The organism is Metabacillus sp. 84 (assembly GCF_050107715.1).
In the GTDB taxonomy this organism is placed as follows: domain Bacteria; phylum Bacillota; class Bacilli; order Bacillales; family Bacillaceae; genus Metabacillus_B.
In genome coordinates this window covers 525,281-545,163 of record NZ_JBNILN010000001.1, presented here as the reverse complement: position 1 = coordinate 545,163, position 19,883 = coordinate 525,281, and the positions used below count along the sequence as shown (strand labels likewise).

Genomic DNA, 19,883 nt, shown 5'->3' with positions numbered 1-19,883 from the left:
TGGATGAGTTTTGAAATGGAATTAAACGAGTTATATAGAGAAATTGCACAACAGGTTCATGAAATGATTCCAACTGAATGGGATAATTTCTTTTTTAATGGTGAAGTTAAGGAGGGAGATGGAGGAGTTTTCTTCTTTTATACGGCCAAAGGTGAAGAGCAACACGTCTTTTCACATTATATTCCAAAGTTATATGGTGTAGATAAGAGGGCTTATAATAAAGAACTACATAAACTATTTAAACTAACTGTTGAACTCCAAAAAGTTTTTACTGATAATGACCAGGATCCTTGGTTTTCAGTGACATTAATATTAAATGATACAGGTAAATTAAACGTACATTTTGATTATACAAATTGGCAAGAAAGTGAATTTGGTCCCTCAGATAGAATTAAGTATTTTGAATATAAATATATAACTCAAAATAAAGAACAGCTTGATTTGAATCTAATAGAAAAAATGAAGGAGTTTGAAGAAAAATAAACAATAAAGCACTTGATTGCATTGACAACAAGTGCTTTATTGTGCGCCCGGCAAGGGTGTGACCTATAGTATGAAAGTCCCAAACCGTGAAGGCGGTTGTAGCGGTTGGCTTAACGCAAGCCTACGTTGGCAACAGTGCCTGGGAATTCGGCACCGGCACCGACATGTTCGGCAACCAGCTGACAGAGGAACAACGCATGAACGCACTCTGGGGCGGGTTGACGATGGGAGCTGCAGGGGGAGCGGCACACTTTATAGATAAAGGCGGGCTGAGGAAATTAGCGGATAAGGCGCCTTATAGTACGGCATACGCAAAAAATGTTAATGTGGAAAATGGTGTTGCCGTTAATCCAAAGGGGTACAAAGAGACCGGACAAGGCAAAGGGAATAAAGAGAATAAATTTTTAAAATTTGCAAAAATAAACGAAAGAAGTATTGCAAAAGTGGTCCCCAAAGGCAAGTTTGTGAAGAAAAAGTTTGATTGGGGAGAGCATTTCAGACATTCTGCAGAAGTGACTTTAAACTCAAACCCAGCCACAATGGGACTACAAGATCAAGTAAAAATGCTTACCGGTCATGACCTTCTTACTTTCAAAAAAGTATCGGATCTAGAAAGAAAGCAATCTGGATCAGCATGGGTGGACGGAATCCCCATTGCCTCAAACATCAAATCTGCTGTAGAAGTCAACACCGGTGTAAATACCATTACCGGAGAAAAGCTCTCTGGATTTGATAAAGCCGCAGCTGCCCTCACAATTGTAGGCGGAGCATATACCCGTCCAATCAAACCTGGGATTAAAGCAGTTAAAACCGTGCCGAAACAATTTGTCCGGAAAGCGGATGATGTGGTGGGTAGGGTGGATAAGGAGACGGGTGCATTTAGGGCTTTAAATAAGGGTATGGGTGAATATCAAGTTGGAGCATATAAAGATATTAAAGGAGTAGAAGGGCTTGATGCCCATCATGCAGGGCAAAAAGCTTTAATGAAGAAATTAGTGGAAAATTATGATTTAAACACTGCTCCTGCTATTAATGTTCCAAAGGTAGGACATACAATAAGTGGTCCAAATGGCATTGTTTCAAGGAGTACTAAAGGGATAGATAATCCAAGACAATTATTAGCAAGGGATATTAATGAATTGAGAAGAGTCTATGATGACATACCAAACTCTGCTTTGAAAGAACTTATTGAACTTAACAAAAAAATGTATCCGGAAATGAGGAAGTAAAATGAATGAGATTTTTGTTAAATCACTTTATGAGTCTATAGTTAAAGAAAACCTTCAACTATACAAAAACTTGTATGAAACAACGAATGTTACTCCTAAAACCGATGATTATTGGAAACAAGCTATTGGTTTTTACGATAGTTTAACTGATGAAAATAAAGAAACTTTAATGAGAATAATTGAACAAACCATGATTGATACCATTTCAAACATGCTAGGTGTAATTGATGGAAGCTCAACTTTAAATGATTGTCCGTTAGAACCCAAATTACTGCTTGATTCTAACGATACAGAAGGAGAACTACAAGATTTGTTTTTAGAATTCATAGAAGAAAGAGATAGCAACAGCTAATTGAAAGTTTGATTACAGAGGTTTCCATTATTAGCACAAAAGATGATTATATAGTTTAAATGAATTTTAGAACCTTGATTGGCTAAATGCCTTTCAAGGTTTTTTATGCTTTAACCTTCTTACGATTAAATCAGCCAAAATTATTTCAGGGTAATGCAGACATACGAGATTGGTTGCAGTGTCATTTGGAAGCACGGGGACGGTTCTCGCGCTCCCTTTTCGATACATTTTTTTCCTCAGCATTAACCTGAATCTCCCTGAATAATGCAGATAGAACGTCCCAGGTGAAGGTCACATGTGGAAAATGGTGTTGCCGTTAATCCAAAGGGGTACAAAGAGACCGGACAAGGCAAAGGGAATAAAGAGAATAAATTTTTAAAATTTGCAAAAATAAACGAAAGAAGTATTGCAAAAGTGGTCCCCAAAGGCAAGTTTGTGAAGAAAAAGTTTGATTGGGGAGAACATTTCAGACATTCTGCAGAAGTGACTTTAAACTCAAACCCAGCCACAATGGGATTACAAGATCAAGTAAAAATGCTTACCGGTCATGACCTTCTTACTTTCAAAAAAGTATCGGATCTAGAAAGAAAGCAATCTGCATCAGCATGGGTGGACGGAATCCCCATTGCCTCAAACATCAAATCTGCTGTAGAAGTCAACTCCGGTGTAAATACCATTACCGGAGAAAAACTCTCTGGTTTTGATAAAGCCGCAGCTGCCATCACAATTGTAGGCGGAGCATATACCCGTCCAATCAAACCTGGGATTAAAGCAGTTAAAACCGTGCCGAAACAATTTGTCCGGAAAGCGGATGATGTGGTGGGTAGAGTGGATAAGGAGACGGGTGCAGTTAAGGCTTTGAATAAGGGTATGGATAGTTCTATACAATATGGTGAAACTGGTGGAAGAAATATATCCCCAGAGCAGTTCTTTAAGGAAGAAGCTATTGCAGAAGAGATGTATGAAAAATTTAGAAATCTAGGAACAGAAGATGTGAACGCTATAGCTAAAAATTCAGGCTTTTCTGTTGCTAGAATACAAAGGATTAAAGATCATGTTTTTAATAACTCTCATATAAAGGATCATGGAGTTGGGAGATTTGATCCGGATTACGAACTTGGTCAAGCATGGCAAAGATTGATAGATGGGAAACAAGTAGATGCTGATATACAATTATTACATCACGAAATTTTCGATTCAAAATTTGAGGGTATATTCCAGACTAATTATAGAACAGCTCATGACAAAACAATAGAATCTGGAAGACCATGGAATTGGGAGAAAAACTATGAGGAGTGAAGATTCATGGCGGTTTTTATAATAATGTTGAAGGAATTTGAAGATGAAGATAGGGTAGTTTATCAATATGGACCGAATGAAGATTTAATGGGACGAATTGAATATGATAAAATAAATGGAGTTATCAACCAATTATCGCAAATTAATTCAAAAGAGTTCGCTGATGAATTTTTCTTTAAAAGAGCAGGAAGACGACTTTCAAGAATGATTATTAAAGAAAATCAAAATTTTGTTGATCGAACAACTATTGAATCTTAATTGCCTGCTTATGTTTATATAGATTTTTTATTAGATATAGGTATGCAAGAGATATAGCACAATATAAAAACCTTGATTAGGTAAATGCCTTTCAAGGTTTTTTACTTTAATTTATATTAAAACTGTCTATTTGACCTTGAATTCTTCCGAAATCCGCTCTGATGGATATGTCGTTCATTCCTTGGAAGCCGCCATATGGACACTCGGACATTCACATTCGTTTCAGGAAGCAGTCTTAAACGCGGTAAATTTGGGCGACGACACAGATACGGTAGGCTCCATAACTGGGAAGCACGGGGACGGTTCTCGCGCTTCCTTTTCGATACATTTTTTTCCTCAGCATTAACCTGAATCTCCCTGAATAATGCAGATAGAACGTCCCAGGTGAAGGTCACCAATACAATAGGGGAATCAGATCGGGTGTCTGTCACCGGTCTTGTATAAGGAGATATTGTAAAAGTCTACAATGACTCCTCCAAAGGAACGCTGCTTGGACAAATCGCTTCGCCAGGCACTTCAGCATCCAACTCCATTAAACATTCCTGACAAGTTTTCTGTAGAGCATTCCTAAACATATGTCCGACTACACCATCGGAGAGGGAACGAGGGTGACCGTTCCATTTCTCGAGGAGCAGCTGGAGAGCGGTTCAAAGAAAAGTAAAGACCTGGTCGCGGCCCAGCAGGAAGACATCGCCAAGATTTTAGAAGGGATCCAGGACCTCGTGCCCCTGACCGCCTTTTCAACCGAGACCTTTGATGAGAAGATGAAGAAGGCGGATGAGAAAAGGGCAGAAACGGTGGAAGCGGTCAACACACTGGATGATCAAGTAATGGCTCCGGCCTATTTAGACGGTGTCACAAAAGCCATGATGACCATTCAAATCGGATACGGCGCCATCATTGAAGCGACGGTTCAGGGCGGAACGGCCCAGCCGATGAACTTCAGCGTGGAAGCCTACAAAAAGCATGACGTCCATGATGCGCTGGAGCGAATGGATGAATACATCAACGCCTTCCAGTACCGGGAGAAAAAAGCGGACGAGGTCCGCGCAGAAATTGCCGCCGAAAAAGCCCGGATCGCCGAGGAGCAGGCCCGGATCGAAGCCGAGAAAAACAAACCGTGGTACGAAAAGGCGTGGGAAGGCACGAAGGTGTTCGCCGGAGAAGTCAGCGGCTACAACGATACCGTACGCGCCACAACCGGGGTCGATCCCGTAACCGGCCGCAAGCTCTCCGAGGCCGAGCGCGTAGCCGCCGGCGCCATGGCAGCCGCCGGCTTCATCCCTGTTGTCGGCTGGGCCGGCCGAGCGATTAAAGGCGGAAGCGCCATCGTCAAAACCGCTAAAGGTATGAACGCCGCGAACCATATGCTCGACGCCTACAAAGGCACAAAAGCCATGGACATACTAAACAAAACCGAAAAAGGAATCTACGGCCTCTACACCGCCAACAGTGCCTGGGAATTCGGCACCGGCACCGACATGTTCGGCAACAAGCTGACGGAAGAACAACGCATGAACGCACTCTGGGGCGGGTTGACCATGGGGGCTGCAGGGGGAGCGGCACACATTATTGATAAAGGCGGGCTGAGGAAATTAGCGGATAAGGCGCCTTATAGTACGGCATACGCAAAAGACTACGTCTCAAAAGCACAGAACAACATGAAACAAATCGGAAAACAAGTTGGCACAAAAGCCCACCAATTTATCAAAGAAACCCCAGGGGCAGCTAAGCGGGCTCTCGTAGCAACAGGTAGGGAACTGGCTAAGGTAGATATCCCTGCTGTGGTGGTAAGAGAAGTTGTTACGACAAATGGAGACAAGGTTAAAACTCTGGGCATGGAGAGTAGGAAGCTTGGGGATGTTGTTGGTGGTGGGACGGGTGCTAAGGGTACGGGTAATACTGTAAGTGATTATACAGATAATATAATTGTGAACGGTAAAGTAGATGCCGATAAGATGAATAAGCTTAAAAATGGTATTCAGAATAATATTTTTAGTATAGATGAGCTGTCTGAAATTAGAAAAAAGATGTCTGAATTAGGCATTACTAAAGACTATGATGAAGTATTGATTAAAATGGATTTTGGCAAATATCTCAGAGGACTAATAGGTGATCCCCCTACTGCTATGATAGATCCACATGCACATCATATTTTATTTAAAAAGGGTTTAGGTGAGGCTCAACGAGAACTGGTTCAAGAAGGTCAAGAAATATTAAGAAAATATGGTATTGAGCCTGTAATTGGTAAAGAAAATTTAGTTTGGGCACCGAATAGAGTTGCCGGACAACATAGTATTGTAGCTCTAGAAAATGTTGTTAACCAGTTGAAAGCAGTTGATGCGGCTGGTGCAGACATAGATGATATCATTGAAATACTAGAAGACCTTGGAAAACAAGCTGCTTCAAGGAAATAGAGGTTAAAGGAGAAATTAATATGGATAAGAATCAATATGCTAAAGATATTAGAAGGGCCATAAAAATTGGTCAATTGGATACTTTAAGAGGTTTACTTGAGAAAGAACCAGAAATGTTAACATGGATGACACCTTTTGGTACTTGGTTACATGTAGCGGCAGCACATGGACATTTAGAGATAGTAGAATATCTTATTAATGCTGGATTAGATATTAATGCACAGGGTGGAACTTTCTCTACAAATGCTCTTGAAAGAGCGTCTGCAAAAGGACATTTAGATATTGCTGATTATCTAATTAGTAAGAATGTGGAGATTGATATTAGTGAACCAGATAGAAATCCTCTGTTTGCTGCAATATATGGTGGACATTTGGAGATTGTAAAATTATTAGTTGAGAATAATATAAATATATCTATTAAATACACTGGAGAAACCATGAAAGATATGGATGCTTATGCATTTGCCATAGAAAGAGGACAAACAGAAATAGCTGAATATTTAAAACGGATGATGGATGAAAAAGAATAAATGAAGAGTTACGGTAAAAAAGCCTACAATTAAAAAATTAATAGGCTCATTTTTCCGAACCGATGACCACAAGAGGGTTTCTGCAAAAAACGCCTTCATCATCGTAGGATTCCACTATTCCACTCTATTATATATTGATTAACAACAATCATATGGTTTTAGAGACGTCTTCTTTCGCGCTACTGGTAATGGCCGACATTTTAGAAGGCGTCTTTTCCTTTCTTAAGGTGTTTAAGGACATTGTATCCCTCTATCAATCTATGGAAAAATAATGTCATTTGGTTGTATTTAGATAGCATTAACATAACTGAACTGAACACAGTGTTACTTTAAATTGTTAAATGGATTTCCATCCGAATTACTTCTCATATATCCGCCGCCTTGCTCTGCCGATTGATTCACAGCTGTATTTCCGTCACCATCACGGAAATAGCCTTCTACAAATGCCCCATCTTTCCGTACGTAACTGTCCACATAATGGGGGTCTACAAAATGCACACCTGATTGACTTAAAGATAATGGTTCAGGAAGCACGGGGACGGTTCTCGGGTTCAGGAAGCACGGGGACGGTTCTCGTGCTTCTTTTTCCATTTTATAAAATCAAGTTGTTTGTGAGGGCTCTTATGTGCAAGCTAATTATTGACTGACGGTCATGGAACTGACGGGTTTGTGCCCAATTTATTACCTCTTCAGCATTAACTTGAATCCTCTTGAATATTGCAGAGGTAATGAGCCACCTGATCCGGATAAGAAAGCCATCAAATGCGGGTTAATGAGCCACTTGATGGTTGCTGCTATATTTGGTGGGCTTTTACAAACGAAGGAACAGGAAATATAAAATAATCTGATGACCAAGTGATGACTCCCGCCTATACAGACGGTGTCACAAAAGCCATGATGACCATTCAAATCGGATACGGCGCCATCATTGAATCCACGGTTCAGGGCGGAACGGCCCAGCCGATGAACTTCAGCGTGGAAGCCTACAAAAAGCATGACGTCCATGATGCGCGGGAGCGAATGGATGAATACATCAACGCCTTCCAGTACCGGGAGAAAAAAGCGGACGAGGTCCGCGCAGAAATTGCCGCCGAAAAAGCCCGGATCGCCGAGGAGCAAGCCCGGATCGAAGCCGAGAAAAACAAACCATGGTACGAAAAAGCATGGGAAGGCACGAAGGTTTTCGCCGGAGAAGTCAGCGGCTACAACGATACCGTACGCGCCACAACCGGCGTCGATCCCGTAACCGGCCGCAAGCTCTCAGAGGCTGAGCGCGTAGCCGCAGGCGCCATGGCAGCTGCCGGCTTCATCCCCGTTGTCGGATGGGCAGGCCGAGCCGTCAAAGGCGGAGCCGCCATCGTCAAAACCGCCAAAACCATGAATGCCGCCACCCACTCCCTGGACGCCTACAAAACCACCAAAGGCATGGAAATCCTCAGCAAAACCGAGAAAGGCATCTATGGCCTCTACACCGGCAACAGCGCCTGGGAATTCGGCACCGGCACCGACATGTTCGGCAACAAGCTGACAGAAGAACAACGCATGAACGCACTCTGGGGCGGGTTGACGATGGGAGCTGCAGGGGGAGCGGCACACATAATTGATAAAGGCGGGCTGAGAAAATTAGCGGATAAGGCGCCTTATAGTACGGCGTACGCAAAAGACTACGTCGCAAAAGCACAGAACAACATGAAACAAATCGGAAAACAAGTTGGCACGAAAGCCCACCAATTGATCAAAGAAACCCCAGGCGCAGCTAAGCGGGCTCTTGCAGCAACGGGCAGGGAATTGGCTAAGGTAGATGTTCCAGTGGTAGTGAGGCGAGAGGTCGTTACTACAACTGGGGAATCCGTCAAAGCTCTAAGTATGGAGAGCCGGAAGCTTGAGGATGTTTTTGGTGGTGGGAAGGTAAATAAGGGTATAGGAAAAGGAGAACAAGTATTAGATAAGGTCAAAACATTTGAACAAGCTAGAAATAAGGCACTAGACTTAGTTGGAGATTTAGGTCCAAACTCACAGCCATATACAGGTACGCTTAAGTCAAGTGCTGGATATGGTCAAGTTGTTGGTAGGCAGTCTGCTGACGGAAAAGTAAGATGGAGATTAGATTATGATCCAAATAAGGGGACACATATAAATATTGAGGATTTTCGTAATGGTAAAGGGGCTAATGCCCGAAAAATCGCTATACCGTTTGAGGGTAATGAAAGCACCTTTAAATCTTTATTAAAACATTTGAATAGATAAGGGGACTTTAGATGAGTTTATTTGATGAGTGTATTGAAGCACTAGGTGAGGATGTACATGTCTTTTCTGATAATAATAGAGACCAAATATTAAGTGATTTTGAAAATTCCTTTCCATTTGCTGAGTGGGGGCGTATTGAATGGGAGAAAGTGTCTAGTCATGCTGAAGTGAATGCAGTCGATGAGATAATCTCCTTTTTAGACCAAAACGTGGATGAATACAGTAATGTTGTTTATGTAATTTGGGACGAAGGGACTTTACCTATTATTCAATCTACTTTAGATAAAGTATTTAAAGTTATAGATGATGTTACTGCTGTAAGTTTTGATACATGGATATTTTCGCCATCTTCAGGATATGTTATTGAAATATTTCATGATGGTGAAGTAAGAGTAGGATTTAAATAAAATTGATTTAACCTTGATTGGTTTAATGCCTTTCAAGGTTTCTTTTTTGTTGGAGGGCTATCCAGTGACGAATATTTCATTTTTTATGCAGAGAATAAGAGTATCTCCTATAAGCCCCATATCATGTTTTTATGAATTATATAGTACGTACAATACCTTTAAAACGTATGCCCTATTTACTCTTTATTTCGTTAAGCAAGTAACCATATAATCATTAGTTACCACCATTGCTATTCTCCAAAGCAATATCTTCGCTTTCTCTCTGCCTTTAAGAAGCACCGGGACGGTTCTCGTGCTTCTTTTTCCATTTTATAAAATAAAGTTGTTTGTGAGGGCTCTTATGTGCAAGCTAATTATTGACTGACGGTCATGGAACTGACGGGTTTGTGCCCAATTTATTACCTCTTCAGCATTAACTTGAATCCTCTTGAATATTGCAGAGGTAATGAGCCACCTTCCGGATAAGAAAGCCATCAAATGCGGGTTAATGAGCCACTTGATGGTTGTTGCTATACTTGGTGGGCTTATGATGCGCGGGAACGAATGGATGAATACATCAACGCCTTCCAGTACCGGGAGAAAAAAGCGGACGAGGTCCGCGCAGAAATTGCCGCCGAAAAAGCCCGGATCGCCGAGGAGCAGGCCCGGATCGAAGCCGAGAAAAACAAACCGTGGTACGAAAAAGCATGGGAAGGCACAAAGGTGTTCGCCGGAGAAGTCAGCGGCTACAACGATACCGTACGCGCCACAACCGGGGTCGATCCCGTAACCGGCCGCAAGCTCTCCGAGGCCGAGCGCGTAGCCGCAGGCGCCATGGCAGCTGCCGGCTTCATCCCTGTTGTCGGATGGGCAGGCCGAGCCATCAAAGGCGGAGCCGCCATCGTCAAAACCGCCAAACCCGCCAAAACCATGAACGCCGCCACCCACTCCCTGGACGCCTACAAAACCACCAAAGGCATGGAAATCCTCAGCAAAACCGAAAAAGGCATCTACGGCCTCTACACCGGCAACAGCGCCTGGGAATTCGGCACCGGCACCGACATGTTCGGCAACCAGCTGACAGAGGAACAACGCATGAACGCACTCTGGGGCGGGTTGACCATGGGGGCTGCAGGGGGAGCGGCACACATAATTGATAAAGGCGGGCTGAGGAAATTAGCGGATAAGGCGCCTTATAGTACGGCGTACGTCAAAGAACAAACCGGCAAAGCGAATCAGACGCTGAAACAAATGGGCAACCGGGTAGGCTCTAAAGCAGAAGACGCCCTTCGAAGCTCCGCCAATGCAGCCAATAAACTGGCCACCCACACAAAAGGAGCTGTAAATCAAGTAACAAAGAAGATGGCAAATATCAATGTACCTTCATCCGTCCGGGTTTACTCTATGGATGCAAATGGTGTAAGAATACCAGTTGTGGATGTGGAGAAGAAGCGGCTTGGGGATATGATTGAGTTAACTGAACATAGGGGTAAATTAAAAGGAAAAGATATTCTATTGAGGGATATTGTTGAAAAGGAAATAATCTATACTAAACGTGATAGACAAGAATTTAAACAATTAAGAAATAAATTTAATAGTTCTGTGCGGAAGTTATTTTTGAAAGATATTGTGAATGATGAGAAAAAAGTAAAACAATTAATTAATGCTGGTTTAACTGACATAGATATAAAAAATCTAAAAAATGGATTAGTGCCAGATGGATATCAGGTTCATCACAAGTTGCCTTTAGATGATGGAGGTACAAATGATTTTAAGAATCTTATTTTGATAGAGAATGATCCATTTCATAAAGTTTTAACTAATTCACAAAAAAGTTTAACTAAAGGTTTAAAGGTTGGAGAACAAGTTATAATTAACTGGCCGCTCCCTGAAGGATTTATATATCCTACTTCTAAAAAATGAGGTGAGAGAACATGATTTTGGATCTACTAATGGAGATTGAAAAAATTAAACAACAAGATGGAAAATCAATTATGCAACCAGCAAATGTTGAAAATATTGCAGCTATAAAAGAGTGGATTGCAAAAAGCGTCATGGATAATGTATCTATAGAAGAATATGAAAAATTACTAAATTTAGTTAATGGGATAGAGTTTAATGGGTTGGTAATCTATAATGCAGATCTCAATGATGAGAATAATGGCTTTATCGCGGCTAATGAAATTTGGCGTGAAAATGAGTGGGAAAGTAATTATTTATTTTTTGGTGATGCAAATATTTCATGGTATTGCCTAGACGTTGACAAACGTGTATACCTTGAATTAGATAAACCAAGTGGGGAAGTTTTAGAAAAATATATCAACTTCCAAGCAATGGTAACAGAAGCCATAAAGAATGTTTTATAGACTTTATATAGCAAAAATTAAACAAAAGTAAAAAGAGATTGATTTTAAAGTTGGTGGAAAGAATGAAGTCAATCGAAGTGAAATAATTATATTGCACCTGATGGGCATTTTGGACATTTTTAATGGGGAAATAGGTTTAAAAGAGAAATCCTAAAATAAAACCGTTGCTTAATCATAAAAAGCTATTATAGAAAGGAGCGATAGATAGAGACAGTCAAGAATAACAGTCCGGAAACCGCCGGGCTGTTATTAAACTTGTACGAATAGGCTGGGAAACTTTCAAGGCTTTTACCCGGCACTGGTGGCCTAATGGATCGGGATGTTTCTTACTCTTCCAAGTGTAAAAACGCATGAACGCCGCCACCCACTCCCTGGACGCCTATAAAGCATGGAAATCCTCAGCAAAACTGAAAAAGTCATCTACGGCCTGCCCACCGAGGCTGCCTTAACCACAAGCGACAAGACAAATGCTTTGGTATAAAATTAAATTAAGATATTCAGAACTCAGTTTTCATAGCTTTCTCAATTATAGTAGACAGGCAGGTGCTCCCACTGAAAGAAGCAAGTCTGGAATACAAGAAAATGATGGCAGCCCTCTACGGCGGCGTAATAGGGGATCTTCTGGGCGTTCCGGTAGAATTCAAAAAGAGAGGAACGTTTCAGGTGGATGGGGTTACTGGCTACGGAACGTATAACCAGCCCCCTGGCACATGGTCCGATGATACATCTCTAACTTTGTGTTTAATAGAAAATTTGATTGAGAACGGGAACATGGCTGACTTAATGACCAAATTTGCTTTGTATAGTGAACAAGGGTATTGGACGCCTTTTGGTGAGATGTTTGATATCGGAATTGCGACGAAGGATGCGATTTTGCGTTTTAGAGAAGGACTTTCCCCGGAGGAATGCGGGGGACAACGGGAGTATGATAATGGGAATGGGGCTTTGATGAGGATCGCTCCAATCGCCTTTGTTCTCTTTCATCATCCTGATTTTCGTGAGAGAGCAGCCATCATTAGGAACTATACAGAAGTCACCCACGCTCATCCGCGGTCTATTGTCGGGTCGATCATTTATGTTGAACTTTTGCTGCAGTTAATTGACCACATCTCTCTGGAAGAGGCCTTAAACAAAATCAAACAGCTTTTTATTGAAAATTATGATGAAGGGCATGAATATAGGGAGGAACTTAAAGAATACTCCAGACTATTTGACCGCGAATTCTTTCATTTGCCAGAAGGGGAGATCCGCTCTGATGGATATGTCGTTCATTCCTTGGAAGCCGCCATATGGACACTCGGACATTCACATTCGTTTCAGGAAGCAGTCTTAAAGGCGGTAAATTTGGGAGACGACACAGATACGGTAGGCTCCATAACAGGGACGTTAGCAGGAATCTATTATAGGGACATTCCCTCCGGCTGGATGGATGCAATTGCAAGAAAACAAGACATAGATGTTCTTCTAAACCGATTTTTTGAGTTCTGTGCTGCAAAAGCACTGAAAGAAGGAGACTTGTAGAAACGAAAAGCAGTCCAGGATATCACCGGACTGCTTTTTGCGTATATAGATCAATAAAAGGCGAGGAATTGTGCTTATTTACTGAATTTCTCCTAAGATAATAGATTTCTTATCCTACTCATTGTTTCCTCCCTGCTCATTCCATGGGTTAATACACCAAGCACCCCAGAAATTCCAAGGATCAACCAAATCATAGACTCTGTCGTTGAACCAGCCCGTAAAAAACCAGTGAAAAATCCGATTAATACGGCGACCAATAACATCGTTCTAAAACCCAATTTATCACTCCTTTGTATTTTTATAACACGAAAAATACCACATACTCAAGTAACGAGTTTATTATGATTGGTCCAGTAATTCTCTGCTGTTATTTTTAATACTTGGATTATTCAGGCGCGGGCTCAACCTTGAAGAAGTCTAATTGTATTATTCGCCTGATTTACTGCTGTCACTAACCTTGAGGCTGTCACTAACCATGAGGCTGTCGATCAGGGGCAATTGCTAAATAGGATTTCTTTGACGTTGTATCTCTTTTAAGGATGTTTTATTTGAAGCATGGGACAGTTTTCGTACTTCAGCATCTTATTTTAATCATTCTGAATAGATGCCCATGGTGTGACAAACAAAATCTTTTAGTCGTCTCCTGACCAGATAAATTGCTGCTAGGATTACTGTTTCTTTTTCTTCGAATAAAACTCGGCTGCTTTTTTGCGGTTGCCGCATAATTCCATGCTGCACCAGCGTCTCTTTCCTGCTTTAGATGTATCGACGAAATAGAGTCTGCATTCTTCATGATTACACTTCCGAATACGCTCGAGAGAAGGTTTTTTAAACGTATTCATAATAGAATCCATGATGTTGTACATTACGTGATCTTCAACGGTTTCCCCTTCAGTTGTCATCTTCAATTTTTCACTATCTGAATGTATGGTTAGGCTGACTTGCAGCTTTTCGACAGCTTTTTTTATTCTATTGATTGTATTTAGCGAAAGCTCTCCTCTTTGTTCGATCTCAGACAATACGGTGGTACAAAGAGTACGGATTGATCGAAGCTCAACAATTAAGGAATCCAGTAATTCTTTTTTTTCTAAAGCTACTATATCAGACTCTCGCAATAGATTATTTTCCTTCATCCATTGAAACGCACTTGATTCAGTAGCTAAGATGTCAATCTCTTGTTTATTAGAGATGTAAATGGTATTGACAAGGTTGATCCATGAAGTCCCACCTAAAGTGAATATTGATTTATCCATAATTTTATCACCTCACCACAATTATAACCACTAAAATAAATTTGACAAGTTATAAATAGTCATGTAACCTAAATTATAACTTCTAAAATAATTTTTAGAGGTTATATAATCCGATTTAAATATCAAATCCAAAATAAAAATGTATGAGGTGGTAATATGATGGTCAGTCACAAAACTGTTCGTGTTAAGGGTGTAAATATCTTCTATCGGGAAGCCGGTCAAAAGGAAAATCCCACAATTTTGCTGCTTCATGGTTTTCCTTCCTCTTCGCATATGTATAGAAACTTAATACCGGAATTAATGGAGAAATTTCATGTTGTGGCACCAGACTATCCGGGTTTTGGGAATAGCGATCAGCCAGAAATAAATGAGTTCGAATACACATTTAGTAACTATGCCCTTCTCATTAATGAATTTGTCGAGCAATTAAACTTAGAGAAATTTAGTATTTACGTCCATGATTATGGTGCTCCCGTAGGGTTCAGGCTGGCATGCGAACACCCTGAGCGTATTCAGGCCATTGTAACCCAAAACGGAAATGCTTATGAGGAGGGGTTAATGCCAGCTTGGGACCCTGTACGCACATATTGGGATAATCCTAATGAGGACAATAAGAATAACATTAGATTCCTTTTATCTGCAGACTTTACAAAGCATCAATATACAAACGGTACTCGTAACCCTGAACATATTAGTCCGGACGCTTGGAATATGGATCAGTTTGTTTTGGATCGTCCCGGAAATGACGAGATACAGCTTGCTTTGCAATATGACTATAGAAACAACGTAAAACAGTATCCAAACTGGCAGGAATTCTTCAGGACATACCAGCCGCCTGCACTAGCAATATGGGGCAAAAATGACATGTTTTTCGGACCCGAAGGTGCTTTAGCATTTCAGAGGGATCTAGATGACTGCGAAGTGCATTTATTAAATACTGGCCATTTCCCACTAGAGGAAGATTTGAAAACAAGCGCTAATTTAATTAAACAGTTCTTGCAAGACCGTCTGTAATGGGAGAACAATTCATTTTAAGTTATTGAAATAGAAAAATATGGATTCCTTATCAAAGGCGGCTCAATTGATATTTTAGTGTATCCTACTAGTGAGGAAAGTCGTTTATATAATTGCAAAGAAAGGTTCATTAGTGGAAATTTCACTTTATGATGATCCGCCAAGTGCAGTTTTTTTAACTGACGGAGAAAGTGTATGGAAAAGGGATAGTAAAAAATAAAAACGTTACTTTAAACATGTACCTTAATAGGCTAAAGAGTTCTGTGCTGCAAAAGCGCTGAAAGAAGGAGACCTGTAGAAACGAAAAGCAGTCCAGGAAATCACTGGATTGCTTTTTTGCGTATTCAGATAAACAAAAGGAGAGGAGAAGCTCTATAGTAAGTGGGAAAGTGTTTCAGCGAATGAAGTCGACTGTCAGGAAGGTGGCAAAAACAGCATATGAATTCACCTCCTGTCTATTGGACACAGGGCCTGCGTCTCTCATTGATTCATGGTACGATTATAAAAAATCCCATAAAACCCTATAGATAAAGGAGAGCCCCATGCTTATCCAATGCACAAAAAAGCTGCTAGATGAACTGAAGGTAACACCAGTGGAGCAGGCTGAAGAAGAAAACCCTTTGCTGTCGTGGCACGCCAACATGCTGAAGATCGGCAGGTACAAGTTCCTTGTGCTTTGCAACAACAAGAACCGTTACGCCATCGTCCTTTACGGAATGAAGGCAAAGGATAAGAAGAATGTGGACCAATTGATTGTGAAAGCGATTAGTGAAGTGTTTCAAGCAGAGTCAATTAAAGAAGAGATCATCAGAGGATATCTGAGCATGTCATCCAGCCTTACATTTACGAAAACAAAGAATCGAAAGCTGGTTGCGAGGTTAAATAAAGCCTGTGAAATGATTTATTTTTGCGATGAGTACCTGGATCCGAACGAGATCATCCAAGTGCAGATGAGCAAGCGGGTCAGTTCGATGTTGGTTGGTGATGGAAGTGGTAATTATTTTTATCCAAATGAGGTGATGTATCAGGATTTATCGAAGTTTTCAGATCAGCTTTAATCTCAGGACCATCCCATCCATTAATGAGGAGTAAAGAGAATAAAACAGATAAAAGTAAGCAGTCCGACAGCCGCCGGACTGCTTACTTTTGTAGAATGACATTTTTGGAAAAAAATGTTTACTATTTCGTGATTTGTGGAACAAAGAAGTAGTTTGACCGATTATGGCGTTTTGTTTCTCATTCTTCACACCGTTAGATTCCCCGCAGACAGAGGACACGCCTGATTTTAAAGGAGTGAAACGTTTTGCCGGATGTACTGGAAATGGAGGCGCGGCGGGCTGAACGGGAAGAGATCCGCAGGCGGATAGAATCTTTAAGGGACTACAAAGCGGATGTTGAGGAAGGGCTGGATGAGCTCGAAAAAGCAAAGAAAGGTCTTCATTATGTCAATGACCAGTATGCATCCGATTGGAAAGGCAAGGCTGCAGAAGCCTATAAAGAAGTGGCCGCCGAGCTGAAGCAGCTGGAGACGAATATGGACCAGGCGGGCAAAGAGACGGTGGATGAAATCGACAGGGAAATCAGCCGGCTGCTTCAGGAGTACAGTCAGGTATGACGGAGATCCTGATCAACGCAGATGACCTGCTGAACATGGCTCAGAAACTCGGCACGGCCAAAGGGTACGGAGAAGAAGCCAAACGCATTCTTGAAGGCGCTTCCGCTTATGTCAGCAACGGCGCCATTGAAAATGCTAAAATGGACGTAGAAAAGCATCTGAAAAGCTATGTGGAAAAGCTGGATAGCGGCCATCAAAACATCTTCATCGCCCGGGAGTCCATGCTCGGAACCGACCAGGATGCCTCCGGCCTTTTCAGCGAAAACCCTGGCGCCATCCCCCAATCAATTGAAAAGAACCCGCAGGCGATCATCGAATGGAAAAGAACCCATGTGCATGTGGAGGACGGGGAGCTGGTGAACCCAATGGGACACCGGGTGGCCAAAACCAAGCAGATTGAAAGTGCGGACCCTAAGCTTCACGGCACCTATTACGTCTATAACAACGGCCAGATTGTCCGGGAGTATAAAGATGAAAAGGGGAAGCTGCAGGTCCAGCTCGCTGAAAAAATCCCAAAGATTCAAAAGAAATGGGTCGCAAAGAAAAAAAGCGTAAAGGAATTCAATAAAAAAGTTGAGGAAGGTTCCGTCATCTTAAACTTCCTCCCGGGAATTTCGGCGTATAAAGTAACATCTGAACTCATGACAGGGCGCCACATGCTCACCGGAGAAAAAATCGAAAACATCGAACAAAAACGGGAAATCGCCTCAGAAGCTGCGGACCTCCTCCCCGTAAGCTCCAACATAAAAGGAGGCGTCGAAGCAGCCACCGGCTTCAACCCCATCACGCAAAAAGAAGTAGACAGCATCACCAGGGGAGTCGGCGCTCTCGGCCTATTCGGCGGCTTCCTTATCAAAGGCGGCTCTAAGCTGGTCCGAAAAGGGGATGACTTGTGGGGTGTCTTGAATAAGGAGACGAAGAAGGTTGAGGGTAGGGGGAAGGGTATAGATAAAACTGTTAAACCTAATGATGTAGTGCCATATCGACCTAGTAATTCACCTCTAGAAAATCATCATGGTGTTATGGATGTTTGGGCTAAATATAATGTTCCAAACTATGTAAGTAGAGGTGGGAATACCCCAACAGTAGCACTTACAAAAGAACAACATGCTGCTACAAAAGCTGTTTATAGAGAATGGTTATATGAAAAAACAGGTAAGAAGGTTGGAGGCAAAATTGATTGGCAATCAGTCTCTCCAAGGGAGATACAAGAACTTACAGAAAGAATGTTTGATGCTGCAATTGTTCCCAAATCAGCCAGACAAGAATATTATAATTCCTTTAATAAATATAATTATCGGGAGTGAAGCTAATGGAAAAGATAAAGCAGTTGCTCACACAAATAAAGACTTTACCACATTGTCGTATCTTTGAGCCTTCTGGAATACCCATTATTGATGAAGAAAAGCATATTTTACCTAATGATTTAAAAGAGTTTTATAGTCTTTGTGGGGGATTAGTTCTATTTGAAAATGAGGAATATCCAATTTATATTGTATCTCCTGATAAGTTTGTATTAGCAAATCCAATAATTGTAGGAGAATTATGTGAAGAAGATATTTCATCTAACTGGTATATTATTGGTAATGATGGAACGGATGATTACTTAACGATTGACCTCAAAGAAGATAGACTAGGTAGATGCTACGATAGTTTTTTTGACCTCCATGGGCTTGTAGGTGAGTCCCAGATAATAGCTACTTCGTTTACTGATTTACTTGAACGACTTATAAAAAATAAAGGGCAATATTGGTATTGGCTAAGAAGTGATTTTATCTCCCTAGGTGATGCATATGATGATATTGAATAGCCAATAATTTGTATAAAGAAAAAAGTTGACCTTGATTGGCACTATGCCTTTCAAGGTTTCTTTTTTGTTGGTGGGGCTACCCAGTGACGAATAGTTCATTTTTTATGTGGAGAATATGAGTAACTCCAGTAAGCCCCGTATTATGTTTTTACGAAGTATATAGTACGTACAACACCTTTTAAACGTATGCCCTATTTATTCTTTATTTTGTTAAGCAAATAACCATAATTTCATTAGTTACCACCATTTTTATTCTCCAAAGCTATACCTTCGCTTTCTCCCTGCCTTTTAAATATTTTCGCAACTTTTACGTACATAGAACAATTACTAGAGCAAGAGGACTACTCCACCTCAATTAACTCCTGAATGTCGATGTCTAACACTTTGCAAACTGTTTCTAGTGTCGATAGATAAACCCTGTCCACATTGTCTGAACAAAGGTGACTTATCGTATTGGGCCGCAGCCCTGTTTGGAAATGAACTCTTACTCGCTTAACAAAAAATACTTAACAACATGTGATGGATGATTGATTGGATGAAATTTTTTATAGAAGAAATAATATGACCTAATGCTGGGAAATGTGATGATCCGAACATAGGTTAACCTTCTAATCCTTGATTGGCCAAATGCCTTTCAAGGTTTTTTTCGTAATAATTTAAGTGGGAGAAAGAAAATATGACTACTTTGAGAATCGAGACCTCATGATAGGATATACCATTTGAGTGGCGTGAGAGAGGGGTTCGAATTAAAAATTAAGGATCCTTTTAAAGGGTTCATTGAGAGATAATAAATGTGGGGGTTTACTTGGGAAGAACACATAAGGAGTTAGATGATTTAGCAAAAGACCCATCACATGGGAGAAGAATCGAAATCAAGGTAAACTAGGCAAAATTGTAAGAGATCAAGATGCTGATAAAGGTACCGAATTTATAAACGTCAATACAGGAAATAAATGGGATTTTAAAAGTTTCGTTTCATATCCTAATGGTCATACCTCTCCAAAAAAAGGAGCATTTACAGTTGAAAAATCTATAAGAAAAATAAACGAAGAATTCGATCGAGGACATTGCGTAATAATTGATACAAGAGATTTATCTTCAGA

The 19,883-nt window shown here is 41.0% G+C and carries 18 protein-coding genes and 4 pseudogenes; 19 read left to right on the top strand and 3 right to left on the bottom strand.

What is annotated here, in order from left to right; translation table 11 throughout:
- Positions 1-3 precede the first annotated feature (3 nt).
- The 8 genes and pseudogenes from ACQCV8_RS02700 to ACQCV8_RS02665 all read left to right on the top strand — a co-directional run bounded on the left by ACQCV8_RS02700 (position 4) and on the right by ACQCV8_RS02665 (position 6,568).
- Positions 4-483 carry an immunity protein YezG family protein gene (locus ACQCV8_RS02700; RefSeq protein ID WP_426842998.1) on the top strand — a complete coding sequence of 160 codons (480 nt, stop codon included), beginning with the start codon at positions 4-6 and terminating at the stop codon, positions 481-483.
- A gap of 224 nt (positions 484-707) precedes the next feature.
- Complete coding sequence (locus ACQCV8_RS02695) at positions 708-1,712, top strand: pre-toxin TG domain-containing protein (RefSeq protein ID WP_426842997.1); 1,005 nt, start codon at positions 708-710, stop codon at positions 1,710-1,712.
- A gap of 1 nt (position 1,713) precedes the next feature.
- Entirely contained in the window at positions 1,714-2,064 is a 351-nt protein-coding gene (locus tag ACQCV8_RS02690) for a transposase (RefSeq protein WP_426842996.1), read from the top strand.
- Between the two features lie 297 nt (positions 2,065-2,361).
- Entirely contained in the window at positions 2,362-3,363 is a 1,002-nt protein-coding gene (locus ACQCV8_RS02685; RefSeq protein ID WP_426842995.1) for a pre-toxin TG domain-containing protein, read from the top strand.
- A gap of 6 nt (positions 3,364-3,369) precedes the next feature.
- Complete coding sequence (locus ACQCV8_RS02680; RefSeq protein ID WP_426842994.1) at positions 3,370-3,621, top strand: hypothetical protein; 252 nt, start codon at positions 3,370-3,372, stop codon at positions 3,619-3,621.
- 127 nt (positions 3,622-3,748) lie between these two features.
- Positions 3,749-3,910, top strand: a pseudogene (locus ACQCV8_RS02675) (ADP-ribosylglycohydrolase family protein); the annotation flags it as partial.
- Between the two features lie 286 nt (positions 3,911-4,196).
- Positions 4,197-6,038: a pre-toxin TG domain-containing protein gene (locus ACQCV8_RS02670; RefSeq protein WP_426842993.1), complete on the top strand. Its 1,842-nt coding sequence runs from the start codon at positions 4,197-4,199 to the stop codon at positions 6,036-6,038.
- Between the two features lie 20 nt (positions 6,039-6,058).
- Positions 6,059-6,568: an ankyrin repeat domain-containing protein gene (locus tag ACQCV8_RS02665; RefSeq protein WP_426842992.1), complete on the top strand. Its 510-nt coding sequence runs from the start codon at positions 6,059-6,061 to the stop codon at positions 6,566-6,568.
- A 324-nt stretch (positions 6,569-6,892) separates the two neighbouring features.
- On the opposite strand, the gene ACQCV8_RS02660 is transcribed toward ACQCV8_RS02665, so the two are convergent.
- Positions 6,893-7,159 (bottom strand): hypothetical protein, encoded by a 267-nt coding sequence (locus tag ACQCV8_RS02660; RefSeq protein ID WP_426842991.1) that lies wholly within the window; start codon positions 7,157-7,159, stop codon positions 6,893-6,895.
- 267 nt (positions 7,160-7,426) lie between these two features.
- On the opposite strand from ACQCV8_RS02660, the gene ACQCV8_RS02655 reads away from it, so the two are divergent.
- From ACQCV8_RS02655 to ACQCV8_RS02635, 5 genes are all read left to right on the top strand, one after another.
- The gene (locus ACQCV8_RS02655) at positions 7,427-8,815 is read left to right on the top strand and encodes a pre-toxin TG domain-containing protein (protein ID WP_426842989.1); all 1,389 of its coding nucleotides are present in this window, start codon (positions 7,427-7,429) and stop codon (positions 8,813-8,815) included.
- Between the two features lie 11 nt (positions 8,816-8,826).
- Entirely contained in the window at positions 8,827-9,222 is a 396-nt protein-coding gene (locus ACQCV8_RS02650; protein ID WP_426842988.1) for a hypothetical protein, read from the top strand.
- 543 nt (positions 9,223-9,765) lie between these two features.
- Positions 9,766-11,124, top strand: coding sequence for a pre-toxin TG domain-containing protein (locus ACQCV8_RS02645; protein ID WP_426842987.1), 1,359 nt, complete (start codon positions 9,766-9,768; stop codon positions 11,122-11,124).
- An 11-nt stretch (positions 11,125-11,135) separates the two neighbouring features.
- Positions 11,136-11,567 (top strand): YrhA family protein, encoded by a 432-nt coding sequence (locus tag ACQCV8_RS02640; RefSeq protein ID WP_426842986.1) that lies wholly within the window; start codon positions 11,136-11,138, stop codon positions 11,565-11,567.
- A 582-nt stretch (positions 11,568-12,149) separates the two neighbouring features.
- Positions 12,150-13,088, top strand: a complete 939-nt coding sequence (locus ACQCV8_RS02635; protein WP_426843358.1) for an ADP-ribosylglycohydrolase family protein — start codon at positions 12,150-12,152, stop codon at positions 13,086-13,088.
- A 668-nt stretch (positions 13,089-13,756) separates the two neighbouring features.
- Here the strand turns inward: ACQCV8_RS02635 and ACQCV8_RS02630 are convergent.
- On the bottom strand, positions 13,757-14,341 hold the full coding sequence (locus tag ACQCV8_RS02630; protein ID WP_426842985.1) for a CGNR zinc finger domain-containing protein: 585 nt from the start codon (positions 14,339-14,341) through the stop codon (positions 13,757-13,759).
- Between the two features lie 156 nt (positions 14,342-14,497).
- Between ACQCV8_RS02630 and ACQCV8_RS02625 the strand changes: the two genes are divergently transcribed.
- The 6 genes and pseudogenes from ACQCV8_RS02625 (at position 14,498) to ACQCV8_RS02600 (ending at position 18,780) form a co-directional block, all read left to right on the top strand.
- On the top strand, positions 14,498-15,355 hold the full coding sequence (locus tag ACQCV8_RS02625) for an alpha/beta fold hydrolase (RefSeq protein ID WP_426842984.1): 858 nt from the start codon (positions 14,498-14,500) through the stop codon (positions 15,353-15,355).
- 542 nt (positions 15,356-15,897) lie between these two features.
- A complete protein-coding gene (locus ACQCV8_RS02620) occupies positions 15,898-16,413 on the top strand; it encodes a DUF6933 domain-containing protein (RefSeq protein WP_426842983.1) in 516 nt (171 codons plus the stop codon).
- A 245-nt stretch (positions 16,414-16,658) separates the two neighbouring features.
- Positions 16,659-16,970, top strand: coding sequence for a WXG100 family type VII secretion target (locus ACQCV8_RS02615; protein ID WP_426842982.1), 312 nt, complete (start codon positions 16,659-16,661; stop codon positions 16,968-16,970).
- Positions 16,967-17,836: pseudogene (locus ACQCV8_RS02610) on the top strand (pre-toxin TG domain-containing protein); the annotation flags it as partial. The gene ACQCV8_RS02615 and the pseudogene ACQCV8_RS02610, both read left to right, overlap by 4 nt.
- A 72-nt stretch (positions 17,837-17,908) precedes the next feature.
- Positions 17,909-18,277 (top strand): annotated as a pseudogene (locus tag ACQCV8_RS02605) (sugar-binding protein); the annotation flags it as partial.
- Positions 18,278-18,282: 5 nt separating this feature from the next.
- Positions 18,283-18,780: an SMI1/KNR4 family protein gene (locus ACQCV8_RS02600; RefSeq protein ID WP_426842981.1), complete on the top strand. Its 498-nt coding sequence runs from the start codon at positions 18,283-18,285 to the stop codon at positions 18,778-18,780.
- Positions 18,781-19,121: 341 nt separating this feature from the next.
- Here the strand turns inward: ACQCV8_RS02600 and ACQCV8_RS02595 are convergent.
- A pseudogene (locus ACQCV8_RS02595) lies at positions 19,122-19,250 on the bottom strand (helix-turn-helix domain-containing protein); the annotation flags it as partial.
- Positions 19,251-19,883 lie beyond the last annotated feature (633 nt).

What these genes read in the sequence shown, in the direction of transcription:
- ACQCV8_RS02635 (WP_426843358.1), top strand. Translation starts at nt 12,150, where the DNA reads ATGATGGCAGCCCTCTACGGCGGCGTAATAGGGGATCTTCTGGGCGTT.
- ACQCV8_RS02625 (WP_426842984.1), top strand. Translation starts at nt 14,498, where the DNA reads ATGATGGTCAGTCACAAAACTGTTCGTGTTAAGGGTGTAAATATCTTC.
- ACQCV8_RS02700 (WP_426842998.1), top strand. Translation starts at nt 4, where the DNA reads ATGAGTTTTGAAATGGAATTAAACGAGTTATATAGAGAAATTGCACAA.
- ACQCV8_RS02670 (WP_426842993.1), top strand. Translation starts at nt 4,197, where the DNA reads ATGTCCGACTACACCATCGGAGAGGGAACGAGGGTGACCGTTCCATTT.
- ACQCV8_RS02645 (WP_426842987.1), top strand. Translation starts at nt 9,766, where the DNA reads ATGGATGAATACATCAACGCCTTCCAGTACCGGGAGAAAAAAGCGGAC.
- ACQCV8_RS02640 (WP_426842986.1), top strand. Translation starts at nt 11,136, where the DNA reads ATGATTTTGGATCTACTAATGGAGATTGAAAAAATTAAACAACAAGAT.
- ACQCV8_RS02620 (WP_426842983.1), top strand. Translation starts at nt 15,898, where the DNA reads ATGCTTATCCAATGCACAAAAAAGCTGCTAGATGAACTGAAGGTAACA.
- ACQCV8_RS02655 (WP_426842989.1), top strand. Translation starts at nt 7,427, where the DNA reads ATGACTCCCGCCTATACAGACGGTGTCACAAAAGCCATGATGACCATT.
- ACQCV8_RS02630 (WP_426842985.1), bottom strand. Translation starts at nt 14,341, where the DNA reads ATGGATAAATCAATATTCACTTTAGGTGGGACTTCATGGATCAACCTT.
- ACQCV8_RS02600 (WP_426842981.1), top strand. Translation starts at nt 18,283, where the DNA reads ATGGAAAAGATAAAGCAGTTGCTCACACAAATAAAGACTTTACCACAT.
- ACQCV8_RS02650 (WP_426842988.1), top strand. Translation starts at nt 8,827, where the DNA reads ATGAGTTTATTTGATGAGTGTATTGAAGCACTAGGTGAGGATGTACAT.
- ACQCV8_RS02690 (WP_426842996.1), top strand. Translation starts at nt 1,714, where the DNA reads ATGAATGAGATTTTTGTTAAATCACTTTATGAGTCTATAGTTAAAGAA.
- ACQCV8_RS02665 (WP_426842992.1), top strand. Translation starts at nt 6,059, where the DNA reads ATGGATAAGAATCAATATGCTAAAGATATTAGAAGGGCCATAAAAATT.
- ACQCV8_RS02660 (WP_426842991.1), bottom strand. Translation starts at nt 7,159, where the DNA reads ATGGAAAAAGAAGCACGAGAACCGTCCCCGTGCTTCCTGAACCCGAGA.
- ACQCV8_RS02680 (WP_426842994.1), top strand. Translation starts at nt 3,370, where the DNA reads ATGGCGGTTTTTATAATAATGTTGAAGGAATTTGAAGATGAAGATAGG.
- ACQCV8_RS02695 (WP_426842997.1), top strand. Translation starts at nt 708, where the DNA reads ATGGGAGCTGCAGGGGGAGCGGCACACTTTATAGATAAAGGCGGGCTG.